This is a genomic window from Ulvibacterium sp. (assembly GCF_965228935.1).
In the GTDB taxonomy this organism is placed as follows: domain Bacteria; phylum Bacteroidota; class Bacteroidia; order Flavobacteriales; family Flavobacteriaceae; genus Ulvibacterium.
This window is the reverse complement of record NZ_OZ245846.1, coordinates 3,467,591-3,493,148: the sequence shown is the minus strand read 5'-3', so window position 1 is coordinate 3,493,148 and position 25,558 is coordinate 3,467,591. Positions and strand designations below refer to the sequence as shown.

At 42.8% G+C, this 25,558-nt stretch carries 25 protein-coding genes and 1 pseudogene; 17 read left to right on the top strand and 9 right to left on the bottom strand.

Translation table 11 applies throughout. The annotated features are described in order from the left end of the window. Positions 1-356: 356 nt before the first annotated feature. Together prmC and ACO06Y_RS14780 are read right to left on the bottom strand one after the other, a co-directional pair. Positions 357-1,229, bottom strand: a complete 873-nt coding sequence (prmC, locus tag ACO06Y_RS14785; RefSeq protein WP_422079757.1) for a peptide chain release factor N(5)-glutamine methyltransferase — start codon at positions 1,227-1,229, stop codon at positions 357-359. A 58-nt stretch (positions 1,230-1,287) separates the two neighbouring features. After that, positions 1,288-1,776: a GNAT family N-acetyltransferase gene (locus tag ACO06Y_RS14780; RefSeq protein ID WP_422079756.1), complete on the bottom strand. Its 489-nt coding sequence runs from the start codon at positions 1,774-1,776 to the stop codon at positions 1,288-1,290. Between the two features lie 41 nt (positions 1,777-1,817). Between ACO06Y_RS14780 and ribD the strand changes: the two genes are divergently transcribed. Genes ribD through ACO06Y_RS14760 form a run of 4 tightly spaced genes read left to right on the top strand, consistent with a single transcriptional unit; the run spans position 1,818 to position 4,983 of the window. Continuing rightward, on the top strand, positions 1,818-2,909 hold the full coding sequence (ribD, locus tag ACO06Y_RS14775; RefSeq protein WP_422079755.1) for a bifunctional diaminohydroxyphosphoribosylaminopyrimidine deaminase/5-amino-6-(5-phosphoribosylamino)uracil reductase RibD: 1,092 nt from the start codon (positions 1,818-1,820) through the stop codon (positions 2,907-2,909). Continuing rightward, a complete protein-coding gene (locus ACO06Y_RS14770) occupies positions 2,902-3,525 on the top strand; it encodes an HAD family hydrolase (RefSeq protein WP_422079754.1) in 624 nt (207 codons plus the stop codon). Before ribD ends, ACO06Y_RS14770 begins: the two co-directional genes overlap by 8 nt. Then, entirely contained in the window at positions 3,506-4,369 is an 864-nt protein-coding gene (locus ACO06Y_RS14765) for a GRP family sugar transporter (RefSeq protein ID WP_422079753.1), read from the top strand. Before ACO06Y_RS14770 ends, ACO06Y_RS14765 begins: the two co-directional genes overlap by 20 nt. Then, positions 4,369-4,983: an IMPACT family protein gene (locus ACO06Y_RS14760; protein WP_422079752.1), complete on the top strand. Its 615-nt coding sequence runs from the start codon at positions 4,369-4,371 to the stop codon at positions 4,981-4,983. Before ACO06Y_RS14765 ends, ACO06Y_RS14760 begins: the two co-directional genes overlap by 1 nt. Here ACO06Y_RS14760 and ACO06Y_RS14755 read toward each other — a convergent pair. Then, the gene (locus tag ACO06Y_RS14755; protein ID WP_422079751.1) at positions 4,980-5,381 is read right to left on the bottom strand and encodes an acyl-CoA thioesterase; all 402 of its coding nucleotides are present in this window, start codon (positions 5,379-5,381) and stop codon (positions 4,980-4,982) included. The genes ACO06Y_RS14760 and ACO06Y_RS14755 overlap by 4 nt on opposite strands. Before the next feature lie 207 nt (positions 5,382-5,588). Between ACO06Y_RS14755 and dnaA the strand changes: the two genes are divergently transcribed. From dnaA to ACO06Y_RS14740, 3 genes are read left to right on the top strand one after another with little or no spacing between them, the layout of a single operon-like run. Next, the gene (dnaA, locus tag ACO06Y_RS14750; RefSeq protein ID WP_422079750.1) at positions 5,589-7,013 is read left to right on the top strand and encodes a chromosomal replication initiator protein DnaA; all 1,425 of its coding nucleotides are present in this window, start codon (positions 5,589-5,591) and stop codon (positions 7,011-7,013) included. Between the two features lie 6 nt (positions 7,014-7,019). Further along, the gene (locus tag ACO06Y_RS14745; protein ID WP_422079749.1) at positions 7,020-7,481 is read left to right on the top strand and encodes a low molecular weight protein-tyrosine-phosphatase; all 462 of its coding nucleotides are present in this window, start codon (positions 7,020-7,022) and stop codon (positions 7,479-7,481) included. Positions 7,482-7,487: 6 nt separating this feature from the next. Next, positions 7,488-8,201, top strand: coding sequence for an SAM-dependent methyltransferase (locus ACO06Y_RS14740; protein WP_422079748.1), 714 nt, complete (start codon positions 7,488-7,490; stop codon positions 8,199-8,201). Positions 8,202-8,258: 57 nt separating this feature from the next. Here the strand turns inward: ACO06Y_RS14740 and ACO06Y_RS14735 are convergent, their stop codons facing one another. The 4 genes from ACO06Y_RS14735 to dapF all read right to left on the bottom strand — a co-directional run bounded on the left by ACO06Y_RS14735 (position 8,259) and on the right by dapF (position 11,368). Continuing rightward, entirely contained in the window at positions 8,259-8,888 is a 630-nt protein-coding gene (locus ACO06Y_RS14735; RefSeq protein WP_422079747.1) for a hypothetical protein, read from the bottom strand. Positions 8,889-9,033: 145 nt separating this feature from the next. Then, on the bottom strand, positions 9,034-10,077 hold the full coding sequence (gene mltG / locus ACO06Y_RS14730) for an endolytic transglycosylase MltG (RefSeq protein ID WP_422079746.1): 1,044 nt from the start codon (positions 10,075-10,077) through the stop codon (positions 9,034-9,036). Further along, a complete protein-coding gene (locus ACO06Y_RS14725) occupies positions 10,077-10,598 on the bottom strand; it encodes a GNAT family N-acetyltransferase (RefSeq protein WP_422079745.1) in 522 nt (173 codons plus the stop codon). Before ACO06Y_RS14725 ends, mltG begins: the two co-directional genes overlap by 1 nt. Further along, positions 10,592-11,368, bottom strand: coding sequence for a diaminopimelate epimerase (dapF, locus tag ACO06Y_RS14720; RefSeq protein ID WP_422079744.1), 777 nt, complete (start codon positions 11,366-11,368; stop codon positions 10,592-10,594). The genes ACO06Y_RS14725 and dapF overlap by 7 nt, the downstream gene beginning before the upstream one ends. Before the next feature lie 135 nt (positions 11,369-11,503). Here dapF and ACO06Y_RS14715 point away from each other — a divergent pair, with 135 nt between their 5' ends. The 9 genes and pseudogenes from ACO06Y_RS14715 to ACO06Y_RS14675 all read left to right on the top strand — a co-directional run bounded on the left by ACO06Y_RS14715 (position 11,504) and on the right by ACO06Y_RS14675 (position 23,309). Continuing rightward, positions 11,504-12,904: a trypsin-like peptidase domain-containing protein gene (locus ACO06Y_RS14715; protein WP_422079743.1), complete on the top strand. Its 1,401-nt coding sequence runs from the start codon at positions 11,504-11,506 to the stop codon at positions 12,902-12,904. Positions 12,905-13,026: 122 nt separating this feature from the next. Beyond that, the gene (locus ACO06Y_RS14710) at positions 13,027-14,475 is read left to right on the top strand and encodes a glyceraldehyde-3-phosphate dehydrogenase (protein WP_422079742.1); all 1,449 of its coding nucleotides are present in this window, start codon (positions 13,027-13,029) and stop codon (positions 14,473-14,475) included. Positions 14,476-14,632: 157 nt separating this feature from the next. After that, positions 14,633-15,253, top strand: a complete 621-nt coding sequence (locus tag ACO06Y_RS14705; RefSeq protein ID WP_422079741.1) for a tRNA (guanine-N1)-methyltransferase — start codon at positions 14,633-14,635, stop codon at positions 15,251-15,253. A gap of 51 nt (positions 15,254-15,304) precedes the next feature. Beyond that, on the top strand, positions 15,305-15,748 hold the full coding sequence (locus ACO06Y_RS14700) for a GNAT family N-acetyltransferase (protein ID WP_422079740.1): 444 nt from the start codon (positions 15,305-15,307) through the stop codon (positions 15,746-15,748). A gap of 17 nt (positions 15,749-15,765) precedes the next feature. Next, positions 15,766-16,440, top strand: a complete 675-nt coding sequence (gene trmD, locus ACO06Y_RS14695; protein WP_422079739.1) for a tRNA (guanosine(37)-N1)-methyltransferase TrmD — start codon at positions 15,766-15,768, stop codon at positions 16,438-16,440. Positions 16,441-16,586: 146 nt separating this feature from the next. Continuing rightward, positions 16,587-16,937, top strand: a complete 351-nt coding sequence (gene rplS, locus ACO06Y_RS14690; RefSeq protein ID WP_422079738.1) for a 50S ribosomal protein L19 — start codon at positions 16,587-16,589, stop codon at positions 16,935-16,937. Between the two features lie 710 nt (positions 16,938-17,647). Continuing rightward, positions 17,648-19,866: pseudogene (locus ACO06Y_RS14685) on the top strand (NADP-dependent isocitrate dehydrogenase). Between the two features lie 169 nt (positions 19,867-20,035). Next, positions 20,036-22,411: a TonB-dependent receptor gene (locus tag ACO06Y_RS14680; RefSeq protein ID WP_422079737.1), complete on the top strand. Its 2,376-nt coding sequence runs from the start codon at positions 20,036-20,038 to the stop codon at positions 22,409-22,411. Between the two features lie 4 nt (positions 22,412-22,415). After that, the gene (locus ACO06Y_RS14675; RefSeq protein ID WP_422079736.1) at positions 22,416-23,309 is read left to right on the top strand and encodes a DUF4249 family protein; all 894 of its coding nucleotides are present in this window, start codon (positions 22,416-22,418) and stop codon (positions 23,307-23,309) included. A 28-nt stretch (positions 23,310-23,337) separates the two neighbouring features. Here the strand turns inward: ACO06Y_RS14675 and ACO06Y_RS14670 are convergent, their stop codons facing one another. Beyond that, complete coding sequence (locus ACO06Y_RS14670; RefSeq protein WP_422079735.1) at positions 23,338-24,474, bottom strand: glycerate kinase; 1,137 nt, start codon at positions 24,472-24,474, stop codon at positions 23,338-23,340. A 69-nt stretch (positions 24,475-24,543) separates the two neighbouring features. On the opposite strand from ACO06Y_RS14670, the gene ACO06Y_RS14665 reads away from it, so the two are divergent. Continuing rightward, positions 24,544-24,780 carry a DUF6095 family protein gene (locus ACO06Y_RS14665; protein WP_422079734.1) on the top strand — a complete coding sequence of 79 codons (237 nt, stop codon included), beginning with the start codon at positions 24,544-24,546 and terminating at the stop codon, positions 24,778-24,780. A gap of 30 nt (positions 24,781-24,810) precedes the next feature. Here ACO06Y_RS14665 and ACO06Y_RS14660 read toward each other — a convergent pair whose 3' ends face one another. Beyond that, positions 24,811-25,503 (bottom strand): DUF4294 domain-containing protein, encoded by a 693-nt coding sequence (locus ACO06Y_RS14660; RefSeq protein WP_422079733.1) that lies wholly within the window; start codon positions 25,501-25,503, stop codon positions 24,811-24,813. Between the last annotated feature and the right edge of the window lie 55 nt (positions 25,504-25,558).

Here is a 25,558-nt window from a genome sequence, read left to right as displayed (position 1 = left end):
TTCGGGTTTCGGGTTTCGGGTTTCGGGTTTCGGGTTTCGGGTTTCGGGTTTCGGGTTTCGGGTTTCGGGTTAAGGAACTAAAAAATATAGTTCTAAATCTTATGTCCTATGTCTTTTTATCTTTCGTCTTTTGATCCGAGGTCGGATTGTCAGTTTAGGTTCAAGGTTTCAAGGTTCAAGGTTCAAGGTTTCAAGTTTAAACTCGTCCTAATTCCCATAACACATTGTTCATTGTTCATTGTTCATTGTTCATTGTTCATTGTTTATTGTTAACTGTTCGTTGCAAAAAATCTTACTTCATACTTTTCACTTCCTACTCCCTACCTCTTTCTTCCTTCTGTCTTTCATCTTACATCTCACGTCTCACGTCTCATGTCTTCCCATCTCCCTTTCAGCATTCGATCGTTCCCAAATAAATCTTTTCGGAGTTCAATATCCGTAAAATTTTGGTCTTCCAAAAGTTGCTGGGTTTCCTGGGCCAAATACTGGTTCACTTCAAAATATAGACTCCCTCCTTTTTTCAAGTTGTTTATCGCAAAACGGGCAATGGCTTTGTAAAAGAGTAAAGGGTCGTTATCCGGGACTAACAAAGCCTCCTTAGGTTCATATTCGGTTACATTGGCCTTCATCTTCTTTTTTTCCAACTCCCGTACATAAGGCGGATTGGAAACTATGATATCGAAGGATGTATCAAGTATATCCAAAGTCAGGATATCCGCTTGTATAAAAGTAACGGCTACTTCGTTTTGTTCGGCGTTGTGTTGGGCCACTTCCAGGGCCTTCCCCGAAACATCCAAAGCGTGCACCCGGACATCCGGACAGTTTTTTGCCAAGGCCAAGGCAATACATCCACTACCTGTGCCGATATCCAGAATCGTTATGCTTCGACTGCGCTCAGCATGACAGTCGTTCAATATCCAGCGTACCAGTTCCTCGGTTTCCGGTCGGGGAATCAGTACTTGATTAGTGACCATTAGTTCCAAGTCCATAAAATGGGCCTTCCCCATGATATATTGTACCGGTTTTTGTAGCCGTAACTCGCTCAACGCCTCGAACAGCGGTTGTTCTTCCTCCTTGGAAATGATAAAATCCGGTTGTAGGGCCAGTACAAAACGTTCCAACCCCAAATAGTGTTCTATGAGCAAATAAAAAAAGTTATCCACCTCTTCCTTGGGATAGAGCGTATCCAATTCCTTATGAAAAATGGCCTTGATCTCTTTTAACAACATCTTCCTAATTCAGTTGGCGGTATTTTGTGGCGGTCGTGAGATTGCCCAATGTAATTCCTTATTGAATACTCTTCAACATCCAGACCGGGCAGGAATAATGGCCCGTATCGCCCATGGGGGCATCAATATATTTAAATCCCGCCCTTTGATAGAGCTTTTGGGCCGCCTTCATATAGGGCATGGTCTCCAGATAACAGTGTTCAAAACCAAAATCCTTGGCCCGTTCCAAACATACTTCCATCAACCTGGCGCCCAATCCCCTACCCCTAGCCTCCCCCAGCAGGTACATTTTTTGTAACTCGCATACATTGCCTGAGTAATTTTCCAATTGGGCAATCCCCGCACATCCGATAATACGTCCTTCGTCTTCGACGATATAATAGGCCGCCCTGGGCACATTATAGGTTTCGAACATCCGGTCCAGGGCCGCATCCGCATAGGCCGTCCCCACCTTGGGCACACCCATCTCCACTAAAATCTTTCTAACGACACGGGCCACTTCGGCATTGTCCCCTTTTTGGATTTCCCGGATGATTGCGGTTTCCATATTTTTTAGATCGGTCTGTTTTAAAGTCCTATTTTTGCGAAGTGAAGATACAGCAAAAGGATATATCCCAAAAGACAAATGCGGCTACCCATGAACGCTATATGCGGCGCTGTATCCAACTCGCAAAAAACGGCTTGGGCACCACTGCCCCGAATCCTATGGTAGGCTGCGTTATTGTGCATCAGGACAAAATTATCGGGGAGGGTTTTACCAGTCCTTATGGTGGTCCACATGCCGAGGTAAATGCTATTGAAGCCGTGCGGGATAAATCGCTTTTACGGGAAGCTACGTTATATGTTACCTTGGAACCTTGCTCCCATTTTGGAAAGACCCCGCCCTGTGCCGATTTGATCATCAAACATACCATTCCGAAGGTCGTTGTTGGAATTTTAGACCCTCATGACAAGGTTTCCGGTAGAGGTGTTGAGCGCTTGCGCAATGCCGGCTGTGAGGTTGTTTTGGGGATACTTGAGGGTGCTTGTAGGCAGCATCACAAACGTTTCCTGACCTTTCAAGAAAAGGCAAGGCCGTACATAATCCTTAAATGGGCACAGACCCTGGATGGGTATATTGCGCCGGATAAATCCGTTAGAAATGAAGACCCGGAACCTTATTGGATCACCAATACGCATTCTCGACAGAAGGTCCATCAGTGGCGTAGCGAGGAACAGGCCATTTTGGTGGGTAACCAAACCGTTTTGGAGGACAATCCGAGATTGGACGTACGGCATTGGCATGGAAAGTCGCCCTTACGCGTGGTGCTGGATAAAAATCTGAAAATCAAAAAGGATTTCCATATCCTGGACGGGAGTATCCCTACCCTTATCCTTACCACGGTTACGGATAGTTCCCGATACGTGGAAGGAATACTGTATGAAGTCCTAGATTTTTCCGCCAACTTGGCCGAACAGATTTGCGATGTCCTCCACAAACATCAAATTTTAAGTGTTTTGGTAGAAGGGGGTGCACAAACGCTTCAAACTTTTATAAATTCCGGCCTTTGGGACGAAGCGCGGGTTTTTACGGGAACCCGGACATTTACAAACGGAATTGCTGCCCCAAAACTTTCAGGCAGCCTTTTACAGACCGAATCTATTCATACGGACACTTTACACACCTATCAAAATGATTAAGAACATAATTTTAGACTTTGGAGACGTTTTCATCAATCTGGACAAAGAAGTTGTTTTTCGGGAAATACCCAAATGGGGCGGCACTGGTTTTACCACCGATTTATGGGCATTGAACGAAACCTATGAAGTAGGTGGTATAAGTTCCGAAGAATTTGTACGGGAATTACAATCGGCTTTTCCAAAGGCATCGGCAGACGAAATCATAGCCACGTGGAATGCAATGTTACTCGATTTTCCGGAAGAGCGATTGGAGTTTATTGAAAATCTGGCCCAAGAAAACCACTTTCGGCTGTTCCTTCTAAGCAATACCAATGCGTTGCATATTCCCCATGTGGAGCAACTTATGGGAACACAAAGGTACTTAAGGTTCAAGAACTCCTTTGAACAGTTTTATCTTTCGCATGAAATACACTTGAGAAAGCCCAATGCGGAGATCTTTCATTTCGTTCTGGAGGAAAACGGTTTATTGGCAAATGAAACCTTTTTTGTGGACGATACCCAGGAGAATACAGAAGCCGCTCAAAAACTGGGTATTCGTACTTGGAATTTACAGGTAGGCCAAGAGGATATCCTCCAATTAAAAAGCAAGTTAAAGGATGTTCTATCTAGCACTTAGCATACTTTTTTCCAGCCTTATTTTTGTTATTTTCAAGCTTTTCTCAGTACATAAGGTACATACCCTTTACGCCATTATTGTAAATTATATGGTTGCCTTTGTAGTCGGGGTTCTTTTTTACAAAGGTAGGGTCACCCTTGGTGAGGTTCCACAAAAGTCCTGGTTCTGGGGTACTTTAGTATTGGGATGTCTTTTTATCGTAGTATTCAATCTTATGGCAGCGACCGCCCAACGTGTTGGGGTATCCGTGGCGTCGGTAGCTACAAAAATGTCCCTTGTGATTCCCGTACTCTTTGGAGTGCTCGTTTATAGGGAGCACTTAAGTCCATTGCAGGTAACAGGCATTGTATTGGCCCTTGCGGCCGTTTACTTTGCATCGGTAAAAGGAAAATCAGTGAGCTTGGGAAGAGCTTCCCTTTGGTTGCCAATACTGGTCTTTTTAGGTTCCGGCATTATAGACACCAGTCTTAAATATGTACAGGAAACCCATATTGAGACCGATGAATTTCCCCTGTTCTCCGCTACGGTCTTTGGTGCCGCAGCGATGGTAGGTGTGTTACTTCTAGTCTCAAAACGTTTTAAGGAACCTCTAAACCTCGGGGTCAAGGATATTCTGGGCGGTATTGCGTTGGGCATACCCAATTATTTCTCCATTTATTATTTGCTACATGCCCTACAACATCCCAGTCTTAGCAGTGCGGCAGTATTTACGATCAATAATGTGGCCATAGTTATGTTTTCCACACTTTTGGGCATTGCACTCTTTAAGGAGCACATTAGTCCAAAGAATTGGGGTGGAATTGCCCTGGCCGTAGTCAGTATTGTTTTGGTAGCCTTATTTTAATGGAAAAGAAACCCCATAGCCACAAAACCCTGGCCCACCCTTCGGAGGAGGTACTCTTTGTGGACAAAAAAAGTAAGTTCTATGGATATGCCTTTCCCGTAGATACGGTAGAGGACGTAAAGCCGCTTATCGAAGAATTAAGGAAAAAGCATCCCAAGGCCAACCACGTTTGTTATGCTTGGCAAATAGGGACAGACGATATCCAATATCGTACAAATGATGATGGCGAACCCAGAAATTCTGCGGGGGCACCCATATACGGTCAAATACAGTCTTTTGAAATCACTAATGTATTGGTGGCCGTAGTTCGATTCTTTGGAGGGACCAAATTGGGCGTCGGTGGGCTTATCAATGCCTATAGAAGCACGGCCCGGATGGCCTTGGAGGCAGCGCCTATGGTGGAGAAAAGAATAAAAATACGTTTGAAACTTGCCTTTGATTACGTCGCCTTAAATAAAGTGATGCAAGCCATTAAACGACAAAAACTGGAAATCGTATCCCAAAACCTGGAAATGGATTGTAGTATTACCCTCTTGTCCGATAAAAAGAACCTGGAAAATACCCAAAGAATCCTAGGCGGCATACAAGGATTGGACATAGAAATCTTGGCCTAAAGACCACTCAATTTTTCCAAGAGATAATCAGGGCATCTTCTAGGGCGTTTGGTATCCCGGTCCATAAAGGCCAAAACCGTATTCGCGGTGGCTAAAATTTCATTGGAATTTCGGTAAATGACATAGTCGAATTCGATACGTGCCATGGGTGGTTTTTTGAGTATGGTTTTTACCGTGATCAAGTCGTCATAGAGCGCCGATTTTTTGAAGTTGATCTGCAGGGAAATTACAGGCAGCAATATTCCACTTTCCTCCATGGATTTGTAAGAAATTCCAAGGACCCTTAACCACTCAATCCTTCCCATCTCCAAATATTGCGGGTAGTTCCCGTGATAAACAATTCCCATTTGATCGGTTTCGCCGTAACGAATTCGAAAAGAAATTTCGTTAAAATCCATATTTTTTCAACTAAAAAGTATATATTTAAAAGCTTTGTACGAATAGCCCGGAACATGCGAAAAAAAAAGGGTAAATTCAATAGGGATTGATTTTTTTTTTAGGATTATTGTTCACATATTTGTCCCACTCAGAAAGTATGGTTCGCTCCGACCAATTTTCGACCAACTAGCGAAGTCACTAACCAACAAAATAAGATAAACTTAAAAATGAGTGTTACTGCAAATTCCGTATGGAACAATTGTTTGGCCTTTATCGAAGATAATATCCAACCGCAGGCATTCAAAACTTGGTTCGAACCGATAAAACCGGTCAAATTAACGGACAATGCGCTGAGCATTCAAGTCCCCAGTAAATTTTTCTACGAATGGCTGGAGGAACACTACGTAAAATTATTGAAGGTAGCGCTTACCAAGGAATTGGGGGAGACGGCCAAATTGGTCTACATCATACGCATGGAAAACACCTATGGGAACCGGGAACCTTTTACCGAAAAGATACCCAGTTCCAATAGAAGCCATGTTGGGGCCCAGGAAATGGACGTTCCGATCAAATCCAAAAACCCGGAATTGCGGAATCCCTTCGTTATTCCCGGAATCCGGAACATAAAAATTGAATCGCAACTAAATCCCAATTACAATTTTGATAATTTTTTGGAAGGGGACTCCAATCGTTTGGCCCGTTCGGCAGGTATGGCCGTAGCCAATAAACCGGGAGGCACCTCGTTTAATCCACTTTTGGTATTCGGGGGCGTAGGCTTGGGAAAAACGCATCTGGCACATGCCATCGGGGTAGAGATCAAGGACAAATATCCGGAACGTACGGTACTTTACATCTCTGCCGAAAAATTCACACAACAGTACATTGAATCCGTAAAAAAGAATACGCGGAACGACTTTATCCATTTCTATCAGTTGATCGATGTCCTAATCATAGATGATGTACAGTTCCTATCTGGAAAATCGGGTACCCAGGATGTGTTCTTCCATATCTTCAACCACTTGCACCAAAATGGAAAGCAGGTAGTCCTTACCTCGGATAAGGCCCCTGTAGATATGCAGGATATTGAACAGCGTTTGTTGTCTCGTTTCAAGTGGGGGCTCTCCGCGGAATTGCAGAATCCGGATTACGAGACACGGATATCCATCCTCAAGAATAAGTTGTATCGGGATGGGGTAGAAATGCCCGATGATATCGTGGATTATGTGGCCAAACATATAAAGACCAACATTAGGGAACTGGAAGGGGCCATCATATCGCTTATCGCCCAGTCTTCCTTCAACAAAAAGGAAGTGACCTTGGAACTTGCCCAACAGGTAGTGGAAAAATTCGTAAAGAACACCAAACGGGAAGTTTCCATTGACTATATCCAAAAAGTGGTGTCCGACTATTTTGAGATGGATGTGGCCACGTTACAATCCAAAACCCGAAAAAGACATATTGTTCAGGCAAGGCAATTGGCCATGTTCTTTGCCAAAAAATTTACCAAGGCCTCCTTGGCCAGTATCGGTTCCCAAATCGGGAAACGTGATCATGCTACGGTATTGCATGCCTGTAAGACCGTGGACAACCTAGCGGAAACGGACAAGCAATTCCGTAAATATATAGATGACCTAACCAAAAAGCTTTCCTGATCATCTATGGCCACCAGGATATTAATGGTCTGCCTGGGGAATATCTGTAGGTCGCCTTTGGCCGAAGGTATTTTACAGAGCAAAGTAAATCCCGAAAAAATTATGGTAGATTCCGCAGGCACGGGAAGTTATCATTTGGGGAACAAACCGGATGAACGTAGTATTGCTGTGAGCCGAAAATATGGAATAGACATTTCCCATCAACGATGTAGACAATTCTCCCCCAAGGATTTCGATAATTTTGACGTTATTTATACGATGGACCGTAGTAATTACAGAAATGTAATTTCATTGGCGCGGAACGAAGACCAGGCCCAAAAAGTAAAAATGCTGTTGGAGGAGGTGGAATCCGAAATTCGGGAAGTTCCCGATCCCTACTATGGCCCAGGGGATGGTTTTGAAAAGGTATTCCACCTTATCGACAAGGCCTGTTCCGAAATTGCCCGAAAGTTAGAAAACCAACCTTAATTACAAATGGCCAAGGCCCAAGGCAAATTGTATCTCATTCCATCCACCCTCGGGGATATCGCCCCTCTTGAAGTATTGCCCATTTCCATAAAACAAGCCATTGAGGAAATTGATCATTACGTGGTGGAAAATGAAAAATCCGCCAGGCGTTTTATCAAAAAAATAAGTCCTAGAAAGTCCCAGCCCAATTTAAAGATGCAGGTTTTGAACAAGTATACGGACCCGCAGGAGATTCCCGGTTTTCTCTTACCCTGCCTTGAAGGTCTTGATGTAGGCGTTCTCTCCGAAGCGGGCTGTCCGGGGATAGCCGATCCAGGGGCCGATGTGGTCCGTATCGCCCACGAAAAAAATATTCGCGTTGTTCCCTTGGTCGGTCCATCCTCCATACTATTGGCCATGATGGCCAGTGGTCTCAATGGTCAGGATTTTGCCTTTAACGGTTACCTGCCCATAGATGCCTCGGAACGAAAGAAAGAAATAAAACGTTTGGAGCGATTATCCATTGAAAAGGGACAGTCCCAAATATTTATCGAGACCCCTTATCGAAATGATAAATTGCTCGGTGAACTTTTGAGATCCCTGTCCATTAATACCAAGCTTTGCATTGCAACGGATATTACCCTTCCTACCGAGTTTATCCTTACTCGGCCCATTCGGGATTGGAAGAACAACAGGGTTGAATTGCACAAAAGACCCACCATATTTATCATACAGGGATAAAAAATAAATCCGGTCGTTTCCGACCGGACCTACCCATTTTCATATATAACTAATATCTTAAACTTTTGGGTTACGTTTGGAAGCAACATAGGAAACGTCATAGCCGGAGAATTTTCTAATGTAATCGGCTATGCATGTACCGTATTCATCCGATACGTCGACCTGCCCATACGACCTAAGGTACTTTTTCACATTACCCGGTCCGGCCAAATGTGCCGCTGCCAACATTCCAGATTCCGTAATCTCCACGCCTCGAATCCGTTTCCCGACGAACCGTGCGATATCCCTTCTAAGAATCCATTTGTTCCTGGCCATATTGGTGTAGAACACTTTTTCCTGTAGAATGGGGTCGTTCAGAAAACGTGTGGCACTGTAAACTCCCATGAGTTGTAGCGTTCCAATACCGAACTGATATTTTCCCAAATATCCCAGGGTATTGGTGGTAAAGTAGTTTCCTTGCGACTCCTTGAAGGCCAGGGCCTCCTTAAAGCCAATGTAGGAACTCCCCAGAAAGGGAGGTACGACCATGGTCGCGCTAATAGCAGTTTTGTTTTTGGGGAACAAAACTTCAGTAGGTTCTTTTACTTTAAGGGTCTCCGGAACTTTGACCGTTGTGGCTTTATTCCCAAAACTCGTTAAAATAAAAAGTAAGATCAAGGGACAAAAAAAGATTATACCTCTTTTCATACCATGATTTTCTTAAGACTTACGGCCAAAATGGCTTGCTTAAATTTCACGGGACAAAGATAAATCCCATTTCACCGTTGTTCTCCAAGACTTTGTTAAAAATATCCAATTTTAGTTAACATGTCTTAAAAACTGGATTAGTGGCCTATCTTCTAATTTTTTGTGCATTAATCCAACGGATGTACTGCACCTTATTTCGGTTGTGCTGCGCCAAAGTCTCTGCAAATTTGTGATAGCCAAAATTCTCTACATTGGCCACAAAATAATAGTAGTCGTGTTTTTCCGGGTTTAGGACGGCATCAATGGCCGAAATATCGGGCATGGTTATGGGACCTGGCGGCAGACCGTTATACTTGTAGGTATTATATGGTGAATCGAGCTCCAAATCCTTGTACAGCACCCGTTTAATGACCATGTCAAAGTCATCCGCATGCTTTTTCATAGCAAAAATTACGGTGGGATCGGCCTGTAAACGCATATTTTTGCGCAGTCTGTTCAGATATAATCCCGCTACCTTGGGCCTTTCATCGATTTTAGCGGATTCCTTATGTACAATAGAGGCCAAAGTTACTACTTCCTTTGGGGAAAGCTCCAATTCCTTGGCCTTATCCAAGCGTTCCGTATTCCAAAATCGATGGTATTCCTTTAACATCCGTTCTCGGAATCCTTGGGCAGAGGTATTCCAAAAAAACTCATAACTATTCGGGATATACATGCCCAAGCTAGAGTCATCATCGAAATTATTGGGCTTTAAAAATGCATTATCCTTAAACGCCCGTACCAGGGATGTACTATCCGCCTCAATTTGGGAAGCTACCCTACCGGCCAAATTTTCCAAAGTCTCCTGATTATTAAAGGAAACCTTTACCGGAATATTGGCACTACGTAGGGAATTGATTATTTCGTTGTTGTTCATTCCCTTGGTAATGGCATATTTGCCCCCCTTTATGTTGGAGGCATACCCCTTTCTTTTGGCAATCTGTTCAAAAGAATCCAAATCTTCCAATAAAGGATCTAAAACTTCCCTTACTTCGGCAAAGGATGCATCTGATTTGATGTAGACAAAGGCTTCATCATTCGCAAAGGAAGTATTTGGAGAAAAAATGGCGCTATATACCTTATAGGCAAATAGCCCCCCAGCAACCAGTCCAATCAATACGATAACCAATAAAATCCTTTTGATATACATTATGTGTTTATCTTTTGAAACAAAATTTCGTCCCTATAGTTTCCATTGAAAAAAATCCAGTCCTTTTTAGTTCCAACTTTTTCAAACCCCAATTTGCGAAATAGGTGTAGACTTCTCTCATTATCCGTAGTCACATTGGCATATAATTGCCTTAAATCCAACACGGAAAATGCATAGTCGCATAAAAGCCGTAGGGTCTCGGTACCCACACCTTTGCCCTGCTCACCTGCTATTAAGATAATCCCGATACCGGCTCTCCTGTTTTTGGGATCAAAGTCGAACAAATCCACAAAGCCGATGACAACATCTTTCGCAGTGCATATGCATAAACGCAATTGTTTTACATCATAAATGTCGCGATGGGCGTTTTCCAAATACTGTTTTAAAACGTGTTTGGAGTATGGAGCTGTGGTTCCACTGATTTCCCATACCTCAGGATTATTCTCCAATTGGTATAAGAATTCCAAATCCTCTGGTTCCAAAGCCCTTAAATGGATATGTTCGCCCTTGAGCCTCAACATTCAATTTCACCTTTATATACCAATTTGGCCGGACCGATAAGATGAACATCGGTATATTCCCCGTTTTCAACATTGAAGGTTACCTTTAGTTCTCCTCCCTGAGTCCGTATTTTGGCCTCGTTGTGCTGTAATTTTCCTATACTATGCATAGCCAGTGCTACGGCGGTAACTCCGGTACCACAGGAAAGCGTCTCATCCTCTACACCCCTTTCATAGGTTCTTACGGCAAATGAGCCATTTCCGGAAGGCTCCACAAAGTTAATATTGCTTCCAGACTTGCCGTAAAGCCCATAGCGCAATCTGGCCCCTTCCCTGTATACTTGAAAATTGGATAGTTCTTCAATTAATTGGACATGGTGTGGAGAACCCGTATCCAAAAAAATGGCATTTGGCTTTTGCCTTATGTCCGACACATTCTGCATCCTTAAACTCACCATATCCCCGGTAATACTTGCCTCATGAACGCCGTCCGCAGCCATAAAAACCATGGTATCCTCAATGAGGCCCAAATGTTTCGCAAAGGTCACGAAACATCTTCCGCCATTACCACATAGACTGCCCTCGTTTCCATCTGCATTGTAATATACCATCCCAAATCCGGAATCCTGATCGCCTTCCAATAAGATAAGTCCGTCCGCACCGATCCCGAATCTTCTATCGCACAAGGAAGACACCAAATCCGAATCCTTTTTCGGGAAAGTTTTCCGGCGGTTATCGATCATTACAAAATCGTTGCCGGTTCCCTGATATTTATAAAAAGTAAGTTTCATGCCACTGTTTACAGTACAAAGATAGGACTTTATTTAAGCTAATTTTAGGAGTTAAAAAGTCGTTAAACGGATGCGAATCCGCTTGGAATTCTGTTAATTTTATGCCGTATTTTAAAATTTTTAGAAAAATTACGTATGAAAAAAATAGGAAGTTCTTTATTGGTTGCCATTTTTGCGGGGGTCATTACCCTCGGTGCCTATAAGCTATTTTTTGAAAAGGCCAACTACACGGTGGTCTCCAAAACCAATGAAACACCAGTTTTTGCAACAAGTACAAGTTATACACCTACATCTGCCAAAGGTTCCGGTATCAACGAAGTGGATTTCACCGTTGCCGCCGAAAATACGGTCAATGCCGTGGTACACGTAAAAAATGTAACCCTTAGCCGGGGGCCGAGTAATCTGTTCGATTTCTTTTACGGATCGGGAGGCACCCAAAAAGCGCAGGTCGGTTCCGGGTCTGGAGTCATTATTACACCTGACGGTTATATCGTGACCAACAATCATGTAATAGACAAGGCCAATCAACTGCAGGTGACCTTAAACAATAACCAGACCTACGAAGCGGAACTCATTGGGGCCGATCCCAATTCGGATATTGCACTGCTAAAAATAGATGCAGACCGACCTCTGCCTTACTTGGCTTTTGGAGACTCCAATGATACCAAAATTGGGGAATGGGTACTAGCCGTGGGCAATCCATTCAACCTTACCTCCACGGTTACTGCCGGAATTGTAAGTGCCAAGGCCAGGGCATTGGGAAAAGCGGATCAATCCTTTATTCAAACGGATGCGGCGGTAAATCCGGGTAACAGTGGTGGGGCCTTGGTAAATACCAATGGAGATCTTATTGGCATTAATACGGCCATAACCTCGCAGACAGGTTCCTATGTGGGCTATGCCTTTGCAGTTCCTAGCAATATTGCCAAAAAGGTCGTTGAGGACATTATGGAGTATGGGAATGTACAGAAAGGTCTGCTGGGCATCAACCCAATTCGATCAAACACCCCATATGGTCTGGAGAAAGGCGTAAAGAATATAGATGGAGTCTATATCGATGGTATAGAGAAAGGAATGGGCGCGGAAGAAGCGGGTCTGCAACGTGGGGATATCATAAAGCAGATCGATAATATTCAGGTGCACAAATTACCCGATTTAACGGGTTATATTTCTACCAAAAGACCGGGCGATACCGTTGAGGTTACCATTGAACGTGATGGGGAGACTTTACAGACAGAGGTCTTATTGAAGGAGAGGCAGACTTTGATAGTTCCCGTAATGGGATTTGAGGTAAAAAACCTTACCGATCATGATAAAAAACGATTTAGGACAAAAAAAGGCGTAAAAATTGTCGGAGTCCCAGAAACCTACCGCGGGTACGGACTAAATGGCAAGGTATTGCTTGCCGTAGATGGTGAGGAAATCAATGATATACAGGAAGCGCGAATCCTATTTGGCGCCATTAGCAGGTATGGCAAAACAAGTATTACCATGCTCAATGAGGATGGGGAAAGGGAGCGACTCATCTTTCAATAAAACAGTATCGATTAAAAAACGCCCTTGATAAGGGCGTTTTTTTTGTATTTTCCATGTATTACAAGGTTGGAAATCAGTAATTTTGTAGGATATTTTCATCATTTATGTTCAAAACTCCCCCTATGGAACATATGAAATCTTACCAAAAGGAATCGGCATTTCAGGCCGATAGAAGAAAAGCTACCACCGAATTCATCAAAATCGTAAGTGATTTATGGTACGATAAGGCCATTGAAGTGGTTTTGTTCAAAAATCAAATCATCGACAAAAATGTAAGCGACATCATTCATTTGCACGAGTATGCCGGTGAATTTGTACAAAAACCGATTTCGATTTTTGATTCCTTGGAGATTCTAAGAACCGTAAATGATTTAAGATTACCTCCCTCCAGGTTGGATATTGGTAAACTCACCTATGAGTATCACTCGGACGGGAATAACTTCAACGATGTAAAGGCTTTTGTCGTGGACAAATTGAAGGGAGCCAATAAGAGTACGCATGTAGGGCCCAAAGATGTTGTACTCTATGGATTTGAAAGAATTGGAAGACTCCTTGCCCGGGAACTTTTGGTACAAGTCGCAAAAGATGCCCAATTAAGATTAAGGGCGGTAGTCATACGGGAAAGGTTAAATGCCGAGACGTTGGAAAAAAAGGCCAATTTGCTTAGCATGGATAGGGTACATGGAAGATTTATGGGGACGTTGGACATCGACCCGGAAAACAATCTCCTCATCATAAATGGAACACCGGTACATTTTATCCAAGCGGATAAACCGGAAGATATAGATTATACCCAATATGGGATTTCCGATGCCTTGGTCATCGACAATGCGGTTGCTTTCCGTTGCCAACATGAACTTGATCGGCATTTGAAATCCAAAGGGGCGGGCAAAGTTTTGCTCACTGCACCGGGCAGGGAGGTGCCTAACATAGTACACGGGGTCAATCACCAGGATTATGATTCGGATTATACCCATATTTATTCCGCCTCTTCATGCACCATTAACGCCATAACACCTATTCTTAAGGTGATGGAGGACTCTTTAGGCATTAAAAAGGGGCATTTGGAAATCATCCGCACCTATACCCATGATCAGGATATGATGGATGATCCATATGAAAACTATGGATTTGGAAAGATTACGGCCCCAGACATTACCCTTGTAAAAACATGTGCTGGACGGAACGCCGCAAAAATCCTACCTTCCTTAAAAGGTAAACTTACCGCTAATGCCATACACGTACCTGCCCCCAGTGGTTCGTTGGCCGTTTTAAATTTGGAGGTAAAGAACAGAACCTCCTTGGACGGTATAAATACGATAGTGAAGAAGTACGCGCTCGAGGGAGATTTGGTAGAACAGATCAAATATTCATTAAGCAAGGAAATGGTATGCTCGGATACGGTGGGAACTTCGGCTTCCACTATTTATGACAGCAATGCCACCATAGTTTCCAAAAATGGAAAAAACATCGTGTTATATATCTGGTACAACAATGAGTGCGGATATATACACCAAGTCATACGACTGTCCAAACACATTGCCAAGGTAAAACGGTATACCTATTATTAGTCGAGAATAGGATTGAAACGATAACTTCCTGTTCAGGTAAGGGAAATTCTACACAAACCCTACCTAATCACTGAATTTTTTTCTTAATTAATAATATTAGGTTACTTTAGTCCCACTCTAAATCATTAATTTAACATTACTTAAGAATTACTTAAAAATGAAAAGTTTTAAGATACTGTTCACCATTATGGCCCTATTTGCATTTCACCTACAATTTGCTCAGGGTCAAGGCTCTCAACCAGAACTGTCCTTGGACAAAGGTCCGATAAACGATCAGTTCGAGTTTATCTATAAAAAATCAGGAAATTACCGTGCGGATGGTAAGCGCTATGAGGTGGTACGGGTTATCTCCTTGGACAAACTTCGTAAAAATGTCCTGGACACTTTGGACTCCTTCAATAAAAGGGCCAATGAACTTAGAGCCACTATCTCTGGCCATGAAACTACCATCGCCTCCTTGAACAAAAAATTGGAGGAGACCACCAACAACCTGACTAGTGTCACACAGGAAAAGGATAGTATGTCGCTGTTGGGCATTCAAGTTTCCAAGGGAACCTATAATTTTATTTTGTGGACCATAATTATGGGGCTTTTGGTGTTACTTTTACTGTTTATCTATAGATTCCGAAAAAGTAATATCCTAACCCAGGAGGCCAAGCAAAATCTTTCCGAGCTGGAAACGGAATACGAAGACCACAGAAGAAGGGCCTTGGAACGGGAACAACGAATCAGTAGACAACTACAGGACGAAATAAACAAGTACAAAAAATCCAAATAAGGCATAGCCCTATATCTATTCGTTTTAGGTGAGGCTTTTTTACGTAGTCCAATGATTTCCATTCTTAAGGCCGATAGGATCCATATTCCCTTAGTCGTTCCTTTATTTGATGGTTATCGGGTATTTTATGGCCAGAAGTCGGATTTTGAGGCAGCCCGGAAATTTCTTGAAGAAAGGTTTAAACGCAATGAATCGGTGCTATTTTTGGCATTATATCAGGGAAAACCTGTCGGTTTTACCCAATTGTACACCACATTTTCCTCCGCTTCCCTACAGTCTATTTTTATCCTTAACGACTTGTTCGTAGATAAGGCATTTAGAAAAAAAGGAATAGGCGAAGCTCTTTTGCAAAGGGCACAGGAACATTGTGTGAAGTTAGGCTACAAAGGACTGGCCCTGGAAACTGAAACCGATAATCCCGCCCAAAAACTCTATGAAAGATTGGGTTGGAAAAAGGATTCAAGCTGGTTTCACTACTTTTGGACTCCGGAATGAATCCAAAATTTTTTCCCATGCGTATCGATATCATTACCGTTCTGCCGGAATTACTTCGTAGCCCTTTTGAGGCATCCATCTTAAAAAGGGCCATTGGGAAAGGACTGGTAGAGGTTCATTTTCACAATTTAAGGGACTATACGGACCATAGCTACAAGCAGGTAGACGACTATCAATTTGGTGGAGGAGCGGGAATGGTACTAATGATAGAGCCTATAGATCGCTGTATCTCGGCCCTTAAATCAGAACGTAACTATGATGAGGTTATCTATATGACGCCCGATGGTGAAACATTGAACCAAAAAATGGCCAACGGACTATCCCTGCTAAAAAATGTTATTGTGCTATGTGGCCATTACAAGGGAGTTGACCAAAGGGTAAGGGACTCCATGATTACCAAGGAGATTTCTATAGGGGACTACGTATTGTCCGGTGGTGAGTTGAGCGCTGCCGTTTTATGTGATACCATCATCCGATTGATTCCCGGCGTACTTAACGATGAAACTTCCGCCCTTACGGATACCTTTCAGGACAATCTTCTGGCCCCACCGGTATATACCAGACCATCCGAATACAAGGGCATGAAGGTACCGGATATTCTCCTGAGCGGTAACTTTCCCAAAATTGAACGTTGGCGGGAAGAAGAGGCCCTTAAAAGAACGGAAAACCTAAGGCCAGATCTTTTGGAATAACTTGATATCAGGTTATCGGTATACCATCAAAAATTATAAGGAATAGCTTGTGGTTTCTAATTTATGGACTATTTTTGCACACTGTTAAATCAACCTCTGACGAAAATCGTGAATGTTGATTTAAGTAATACAATAAATATCAGACCATGGAGTCATTGTTAAAATTTGTTGAAAACGAGTTTGTTCCCAAAAATGAATTTCCTGAATTTTCCGCGGGAGATACCATTACGGTTTACTATGAAATAAAGGAGGGTGAGAAAACGCGTACCCAGTTCTTCAGGGGCGTTGTAATACAGAGAAGGGGCTCCGGGGCCACAGAGACGTTCACCATTCGCAAAATGTCCGGTACCGTTGGCGTAGAGCGTATATTTCCAATTAATATGCCCGCCCTACAAAAAATTGAAATCAATAAAAAAGGTAAGGTGCGCAGAGCACGGATCTTTTACTTCAGAGGCCTTACCGGTAAAAAAGCAAGGATAAAGGAGGTTCGATCATAGTACTTCACAAAAGTTTTAATTTGCAACCCTATCATGTAAGACCTGATAGGGTTTTTTGTTTATGAACAATTGTTAATAATAATAGTTCATATTATGTTGATTTTTAATTTTTTACAAATTTTTGCTGTTACGGATATTTATGGTATATTTAGGAGTGATTTAAAGGAAATATTTGGAGAAATATGATTTTAGATCGCTATAAAGTTCACGTTCTTTATATTGTTGTTTAGCAGATTGGAATTTTGAGTTGCAATGTAAATTGCTTCCAGTTTTTCGGTCAGGCGAGCATAAAAGCTTGGGACTGTCGTTCTTGGCAAACTTTATGTGGATGTTCTTTACATTAAATGCAACGCTTCGGCAATGTATTTAGGATAAGTACATTAAGATAACAAGAAGGAACATTGAGTAGTTGCTTGGTTTCATAATTAAGGACAAAAGATGTTTCAAACGTATGAGCGGTGATGCAAATGCAGTCAATGGCTGCGGTTTTGTTGTAAATACAAAACACAAAGTTTGCTAGCTGTCTCTAGAAAGCCATGTCAATGTATCCGTACAATGATATGGCTTTTGTTCTTTTCGATACGTTTCCTTCCGCCGAGTTCGCTGCGGCGCCTTTCTTTCAATTGCGAATGGATAAATCAAATTATGCTACCCGCTAGGCATCTATAAAATTGTATATTTGCTCCGCCTAATACAAACCGAGAGTATAGATGCCAAAAATTTTATATACCCAAACCGATGAGGCTCCGGCCTTGGCCACCCAATCCTTCCTTCCTATAGTAAAAGCATTTATCAAATCATCTGGAATAACCATTGAAACCAAGGACATTTCCTTGGCAGGAAGAATTATTGCCAAGTTTGCGGATTTTCTGACCCCAGAGCTACAACTCCCAAATAATTTGGAAGAATTGGGAAATTGGGCCAAAAGTCCGGAAGCCAATATCATTAAATTGCCCAACATAAGTGCATCTATTCCCCAATTGAAAGAAGCCATTGAGGAACTTCAGGGCAAGGGATATACCTTACCCGATTATCCAGATGAACCCAAAAACGAAAAAGAACGGGAAATCAAGTCCCGATACGACAGCATAAAGGGGAGTGCCGTAAATCCGGTCTTACGTGAGGGAAACTCAGATCGTAGGGCCCCAAGGGCCGTAAAAAACTATGCCAGGAAAAACCCCCACCCAATGGGAAATTGGAGTTCCGATTCCAAGACCCATGTGGCTACCATGGGCCATGGGGACTTCAAATCCAATGAAAAATCCCTCACCTTGGCCCATGCCACGGATGTAACCATAGAATTGCTGAAAAACGATGGTACATCCCTTAGGCTAAAGGATAAAGTGTCGCTCTTGGAAAAGGAAATCATCGATGCTACCGTCATGAGCAAAAGGGCCTTGGTCGCCTTTTTAAAAGAACAGGTAAAGGATGCCAAGGAGAAGGGTGTCTTGTTTTCCCTACACATGAAGGCCACTATGATGAAGGTTTCGGACCCCATAATCTTCGGTCATGCTATGAAGGCCTTCTTCGCAGAAGTCTTTGAAAACATGGAGATACCCTTGAGGCTATTGGTGTGAGTGCCAATGACGGATTGGAAAATCTCCTAAATAGATTAAAGGAACTTCCCCAAGATACAGGAGCGGAAATAGAATCCGATATTGAGAAAGCCATTGCCCAAGGACCGGATTTGGCAATGGTCAATTCCGATAAGGGGATTACCAATCTTCACGTCCCGAGCGATATCATCATTGATGCCTCAATGCCCGCTATGATTCGTAATTCCGGGCAAATGTGGGACTCCGAGGGCAAATCAAAAGATACAAAGGCCGTAATACCGGACAGTAGTTACGCCGGAATTTATGAGGCTACCATAGAATTTTGCAAAGAGCATGGGGCCTTTGATCCCAGAACTATGGGCACCGTTCCAAATGTGGGACTTATGGCCCAAAAGGCCGAGGAGTATGGATCCCATGATAAGACATTTGAAATTCCATCTGATGGTATCGTAAAGGTAATCGACCTAAATTCAAATGAAACATTAATAGAACATTCCGTTGAAAAAGGTGATATCTGGCGTATGTGTCAAGTTAAGGACGCGCCCATACAAGATTGGGTGAAATTAGCGGTATCACGTGCCAGGGCCACCCAAACCCCCACCATATTTTGGTTGGACAAGAATCGCGCCCACGATGCCGAATTGATCAAAAAAGTGAACGAATACCTTCCGCATCATGATACTACCGGATTGGATATTAGAATTTTATCCCCAGTCGAAGCCACAAAATTTACGCTGCAACGCTTGAAGGAAGGCAAGGATACCGTGTCCGTCTCTGGAAATGTATTACGGGATTACCTTACCGATCTCTTTCCAATTTTGGAAGTGGGTACCAGTGCCAAGATGTTGTCCATAGTACCCTTAATGAATGGAGGCGGTCTTTTTGAAACGGGTGCTGGCGGATCTGCACCCAAGCATGTTGAGCAATTTTTGGAAGAGGGCCACCTACGATGGGATTCCCTAGGTGAATTTCTTGCTCTTGGCGTTTCGTTGGATTTCTATGGAGAAAAGAACAATAACAAAAAAGCCTGTGTTCTGGGGGACGCCTTGGATACGGCAACAGAAGTGTTTCTTGAAAACAATAAGGCACCTTCCCGAAAAGTAAATGAAAGGGGTACAAGGGGAAGCCACTTTAAACTGGCCATGTACTGGGCCAGGGCTTTGGCCGATCAGGACAAAGATCAGGAACTAAAGGACACTTTTACTACCGTTGCACAGGAAATGGAAGAGAATGAGTCCAAAATTAAAGATGAATTGATAGCGGCCCAAGGAAGTCCGCAGGATATCGGTGGTTACTACAAACCTGACGAGAAAAAGGTCTCCGATGTTATGCGACCAAGTGCTACATTGAACAAAATCCTTGCGGAAATCTAGAAAATACATCAAGATTTTGATTGAAAACTCTAGGGAATCCTAAATTTTTAATCTAAAGAAATGTTAACATTTTCATGGATTGAACAGACTTGTAGATTTTTCGTCTAAAGAAATGTTAACATTTTCCCGATCGTTTTTTTTCTCTTTACATTTAGAAAAAATTGCTTGAATGAATCGACTTTCGGGAACGCTTTTGATTGTTCTTTTCTGTTTTTCCTTTCTTTCGTTTTCACAACAAAAATTTACCTTAAGCGGTACCATCTCGGAAGCATCCAGCAATGAGACCCTGATCGGGGTAACCCTAGTGGTTCCCGAACTGGGGACCGGGGTCACTACCAATGAATACGGTTTCTATTCCCTTACCCTTCCCGAAGGTGAGTACAATATTCTGGTAAGTTATTTGGGCTTTCAGGACATCATTACAAAAATTGTATTGTCCGAGAACCGGAAGTTCAATTTTCAAATGACAGAGGAAGCTGAGCAATTGGAGGAAGTAATCTTAACTGAAAACGCGGAAAAGCTGGATATAAAAAAACCGCAGATGAGCGTAAACACCTTATCCGTTGGAACCATAAAGAAAATACCCGTAATCCTGGGGGAGGCCGATGTTATCAAATCCATTCTGCTGCTTCCTGGAGTTACCAATGCAGGCGAGGGAGCATCGGGCTTCAATGTCCGGGGCGGAGCCGTAGATCAGAACCTCATATTGTTGGACGAGGCAATCATATTCAACTCCTCACATCTCTTTGGCTTTTTCTCGGTGTTTAATCCGGATGCCATCAAGGATATTAAGCTGTATAAGGGAGGAATTCCGGCCAGATACGGCGGCAGGGTATCTTCCGTACTGGATATTTTCCAGAAGGAGGGCAATAGCAAGGAACTTAAGGTAAATGGTGGTATAGGAGCCGTGGCCAGTCGCCTGCTTGTCGAAGCCCCCATTATAAAGGACAAGGCCGCATTTCTCATTGGTGGCCGGGCCTCTTATGCACATCTTTTCCTGCCGTTGTTCGATATTGATAATACGGCCTATTTCTACGACCTGAACACCAAAATCAATTTTAAGCTTAACGAAAGGAACAATTTGTACCTATCGGGATATTTTGGAAGGGATGTTTTCGGAATCAGCGATAATTTTGTAAACACTTATGGCAATTCAGTGGGTAACTTAAGGTGGAATCATCTGTTCTCGGACAAACTCTTCTCCAACCTCTCCCTTATCTATTCCGATTATTATTATGGTCTAAAGCTTGATTTTGTTGGTTTCAATTGGAATTCAGGCATTCAGAATTTCAACATTAAATACGATTTAAAACATTATCTCAGTGACAAGCTACGAATCAATTATGGGGTCAACAATGTCTACTATGGCTTTAATCCTGGAAAAATAGAACCTAGTAATAGTAGTTCGGGTATCGTAGAAGATCAATTGACCGAGAAGTATGCCAACGAATTTGCGGCCTATGTGGACTTTGAACATCAGGTAACCGAAAACCTCAGCCTCGGTTACGGGTTCCGCTTCAGCAATTTTATTCGCTTGGGACAGGATGAACTATTAGTTTATCAGGATGATAATCCCGTATTTTTCAATCCTCTTTCGTTGATCTATCAAGAAGCCATTCCAATTGATGTCATTAACCCTGGAAGAGGGGGTAGTTTGGCTACTTTCAACAATTTTGAGCCTCGTTTTTCACTGGCCTATACCCTAAGCGGAAATAGCTCTATAAAAGCAAGCTATACGCGCCTGGCCCAGTATCTTCATCTGCTGTCCAATACCAGCTCCCCTACCCCATTGGATGTCTGGACACCTAGCGGGCCGTTCATTGAACCACAATTGTTGGATCAATACGCCCTTGGTTTTTTTAGGAATATAAACGGTGGGGAATTTGCACTGGAAGTGGAGGCATTCTATAAGGATATCCAAAATCGTATAGACTATATCGATGGTGCCGACCTTATTGCCAACGATGCCATAGAACAAGTAATCTTGAATGGTACGGCAAGGGCATATGGTCTTGAGTTTCTATTGCGTAAGAACGAGGGCGACTTTCAGGGTTGGTTGGCCTATACCCTTTCCAAATCCGAACAGCGTACCCCTGGAAGGACGCCGGAAGAAACAGGTATCAACAATGGGGACTGGTATAGGACCCCATTTGACAAGACACATGACCTTTCCTTTTTTGGAAGTTATAAATTGAACGAAAAGTGGAGCTTCAACACTAATTTTGTTTTTCAAACGGGGCAACCGACCAATTATCCTATTGGCCAATTTGAATTCCAAGGGCTTACCGTACCCTTTTATGGCCCCAGAAACGCCGAACGTTTGCCATCCTACAATCGTTTGGATCTTTCGGCCACCCTCACCCCACGTAAGAACAGGAACAGAAAGGTAAAGGGTGAATGGGTATTTAGCATTTACAACGTATACAACAGAAGAAATGCGGCATCCATAAATTTCCAAAGAAATGTGGATACCGGTGTAAATGAAGCCATACGTACCTCCATTTTCGGGGTAGTACCTGCGGTGACCTATAATTTTAAATTTTAAGACGATGAAAAAAATTGGGCTTCTTGGGTTGGTTTTCCTGATTTTTATTGGATGTGAGGATGTCGTTGATGTAGATCTTCCAGAAGTGGATTCGCGTCTTTTTATTGATGCCTTTATACGAATAGACGAAAGTGATCCAACTACCCGGGTTCGTGTAAATGCCGGGCTGACCAGTTCTTTCTTTGATGATATTCCCCCTGCGGATTTACAGAACATTATTATTGTAAATCTAGATCAACTTAACGGAGCGGGAATCCCAAGCTTTGTAACATTGACCCAAACAAGTCCTGGAGTATATGAGGCCCGGGAGAATACATCATTTTTTACTTCAGGCCGGCTGTTGCTCTCCATATCCCATGAAGATCAAGATTATGCCGCCCTTACGAATTATGTTCCGGCGGTTCCTATTGAACAACTGTCCCAGGGTGACCAGACCCTTTTCAGTGGAGATGAGACCGAGATAGTAATCTCTTTCGTAGATGCCCCAGATAGACAGGATTTTTATCTTTTTGATCTCGACTTTGATGAATATTTGGTTACCGAAGATCTCTTCTACCCAGGCCAGCGATTCGAGTTCTCCTATTTTTATGATGATGGCCTGGATGCTGGACAGGAATTGCAAGTAAGTCTAATGGGAGTGGATATCGGGTTTTATAACTACATGAACCAACTTATCGTTCAAAGTGGTGGTGATCAGGGCCCTTTTCAAACGCCCACGGCCACGGTTCGGGGCAATATCATTAATGTTACCGGGGTAGATATTGATACTATTGATTTTGAGAACATTGATTCCTTGGAAGAGGTAGAAGGCATAGATCCCGAAAATGTCCGAGAGGGATTTCCCTTAGGTTATTTTGCCGTGAGCCAGACTTTTAGCTCATCGATAATCATAGAGTAAATTTCATTTCCACGATATTCCAATTTTCCTAAGTTTCTATCAAGTTCCCAAAAAAGGTAGAGACAGCCTTTTCCGTTAAGTCTGCGGCATTTTCCATATTGTATTGCAAGGGTTTGGTCCCGTCCCTTATTTCCAAGATTGCGGCAATATCCATTAAGTTCAATTTCTCCATGGCGACCTCCGATTGTCCGCAGACCACAACCACGGGTACCCTATTGCTCTTGCCTAAATCCACAACTCCCTTGATCAGTTTTCCATGTAAGGTCTGATCATCGAACTTTCCCTCACCTGTGATGATATAGTCTATTTTTTCTTTTTGGAGCAATTGTCCGACTTGGGCCAGATTCAATATAAAATCAATTCCAGATACAAATTCGGCATTTAGAAAAGCCTGTAGCCCATAGGCCGTTCCACCGGCTGCCCCTGCTCCGGGATTCTGTGCCACCTTCTTGCCCAAATTGTTCCGTACTACGGTATCCAGATTGCGTAATCCCTCATCCAATGTATCGATCTGTGAGTCATTGGATCCTTTTTGCCGTGCATAAATATGGGCGGCTCCCGTTTTTCCAAAGAGCGGATTATCCACGTCATTTACGGCGTAGAGGGAAACAGCTTGTAGGTTTTGAACTGCTTCCCCACCTTTAATGGTCTTTATTTTTGATAAATTTCCACCATTCGGTTCCAAATCGTTCCCTAAACCATCCAGAAACTTATAGCCCAATGCCCGGGCTATTCCAATGCCCCCATCGTTGGTGGCACTACCCCCCAAACCGATGTAAATGGAAGTTGCACCTTTTGCAACGGCATCCTTTATTTGAAGCCCGGTACCATAGGTAGAGGTGGTCATGGCATTGCGCTCGTTGGCCTCCAAGAGTTCAAGGCCAGAGGATTTGGCCAATTCAATATAGGCAACACCATCTGGACGGTTCAAAAGATATTCGGCCTTTATCGTTCGACCTAAGGGATCAACGGTATTCATTGTAATCAATTCACAATCCAAGTTCTCGGATACGGCATTTAAAAAGCCATCCCCCCCATCCGACGCCAAAACAGAGAATACGTTTGCATTCGGAACTTTTTCTTCGATACCATTTGAAATTGCTACGATTACCTCCTTGGCCGTAAGGGAACCTTTGAATTTATCAGGGATTATAAGTATGTTCATAACGGAGCCTTATATCTCTAAATATAGGCGATATTCCTTACATTTGATTATTGGTTTTTATCATCGACAATGGAAACGGACAAAAAAATGTTGATCAAGGGAGTAAAGTTCCTTTTGTATACCGTAGCTTTAATGTTCACTGCTCCCGTAGTGTTGTTTCAAGCGTTTAAAAATCAAGATCACCCTTGGTATTGGCCTGTCCTGATTATGGGCCTGATTCTGGCCATAATGGCCATTTCAATGGGATTCTATGGTATTAAACTACTTGTGGATGCCTTGTTCAGCAAAAAGGTTCGGGATAAGTAGTAAACCAGGAACCGGAGTGTACAAAAAAATCTAATCTTTCTTTTGCTTATCCGTCACTTTGTTCCATTTGTTATTTAGCGCGGCATAATCATAATCCAAAACCGATTCTTGCCGTTCCAATCGGTACGAGGCGAAGGCACGTTGTAAAATATCCTCAATGAGATAATCTTCGTGTACCAAGTCCGGGTGAAATTCCTCCTTGATACTGATCTTGAACAGTTTGGCCGTGGTTTGATACCAAAAGGCACGCCAACCACTGCGAAGTTGTTTTACCAGGTTAAAAGCGGTAGTGCCGGTTTGGCGATAGATAAGTTTTACCAGTATTTGCCCTTCCGTACGTGTCAGTTTTTTGAGTTCCTCGGAAAATTCCCCTTCAATATACTTTTGAACCTTTTTGGTGTACTTTTTTCGCTTCCTCTTTCTTTTGATCTTTGAAAGACTATCGTTCAGTTCCACGAGACGTTCCGCCGCCAATTTGGCATAAGGGTACACTTTAAGCGTTTTGCGCCGCAATATATAATAGCGCAATTTTTCTTTATAGGAACCGAATTCAAGCTTGCTAAATACGTAAACCTCTTCCAAGGCTATAGAGCTTTGTAACAGCGAATCGCCTTCGATGATAATCAATTTCTCGGCAACCGAGTCCAAGGCCTTCTCCTTTATTTGTGCCCTGGCACAAATGAAAACCAAGGAAAACAGTGTTAAAAGAAGCCTTTCTTTCATATACCCAGTTTGGTTAAAGCCTTGCCAAAATTAACGATAAATAATCGCCCGTATT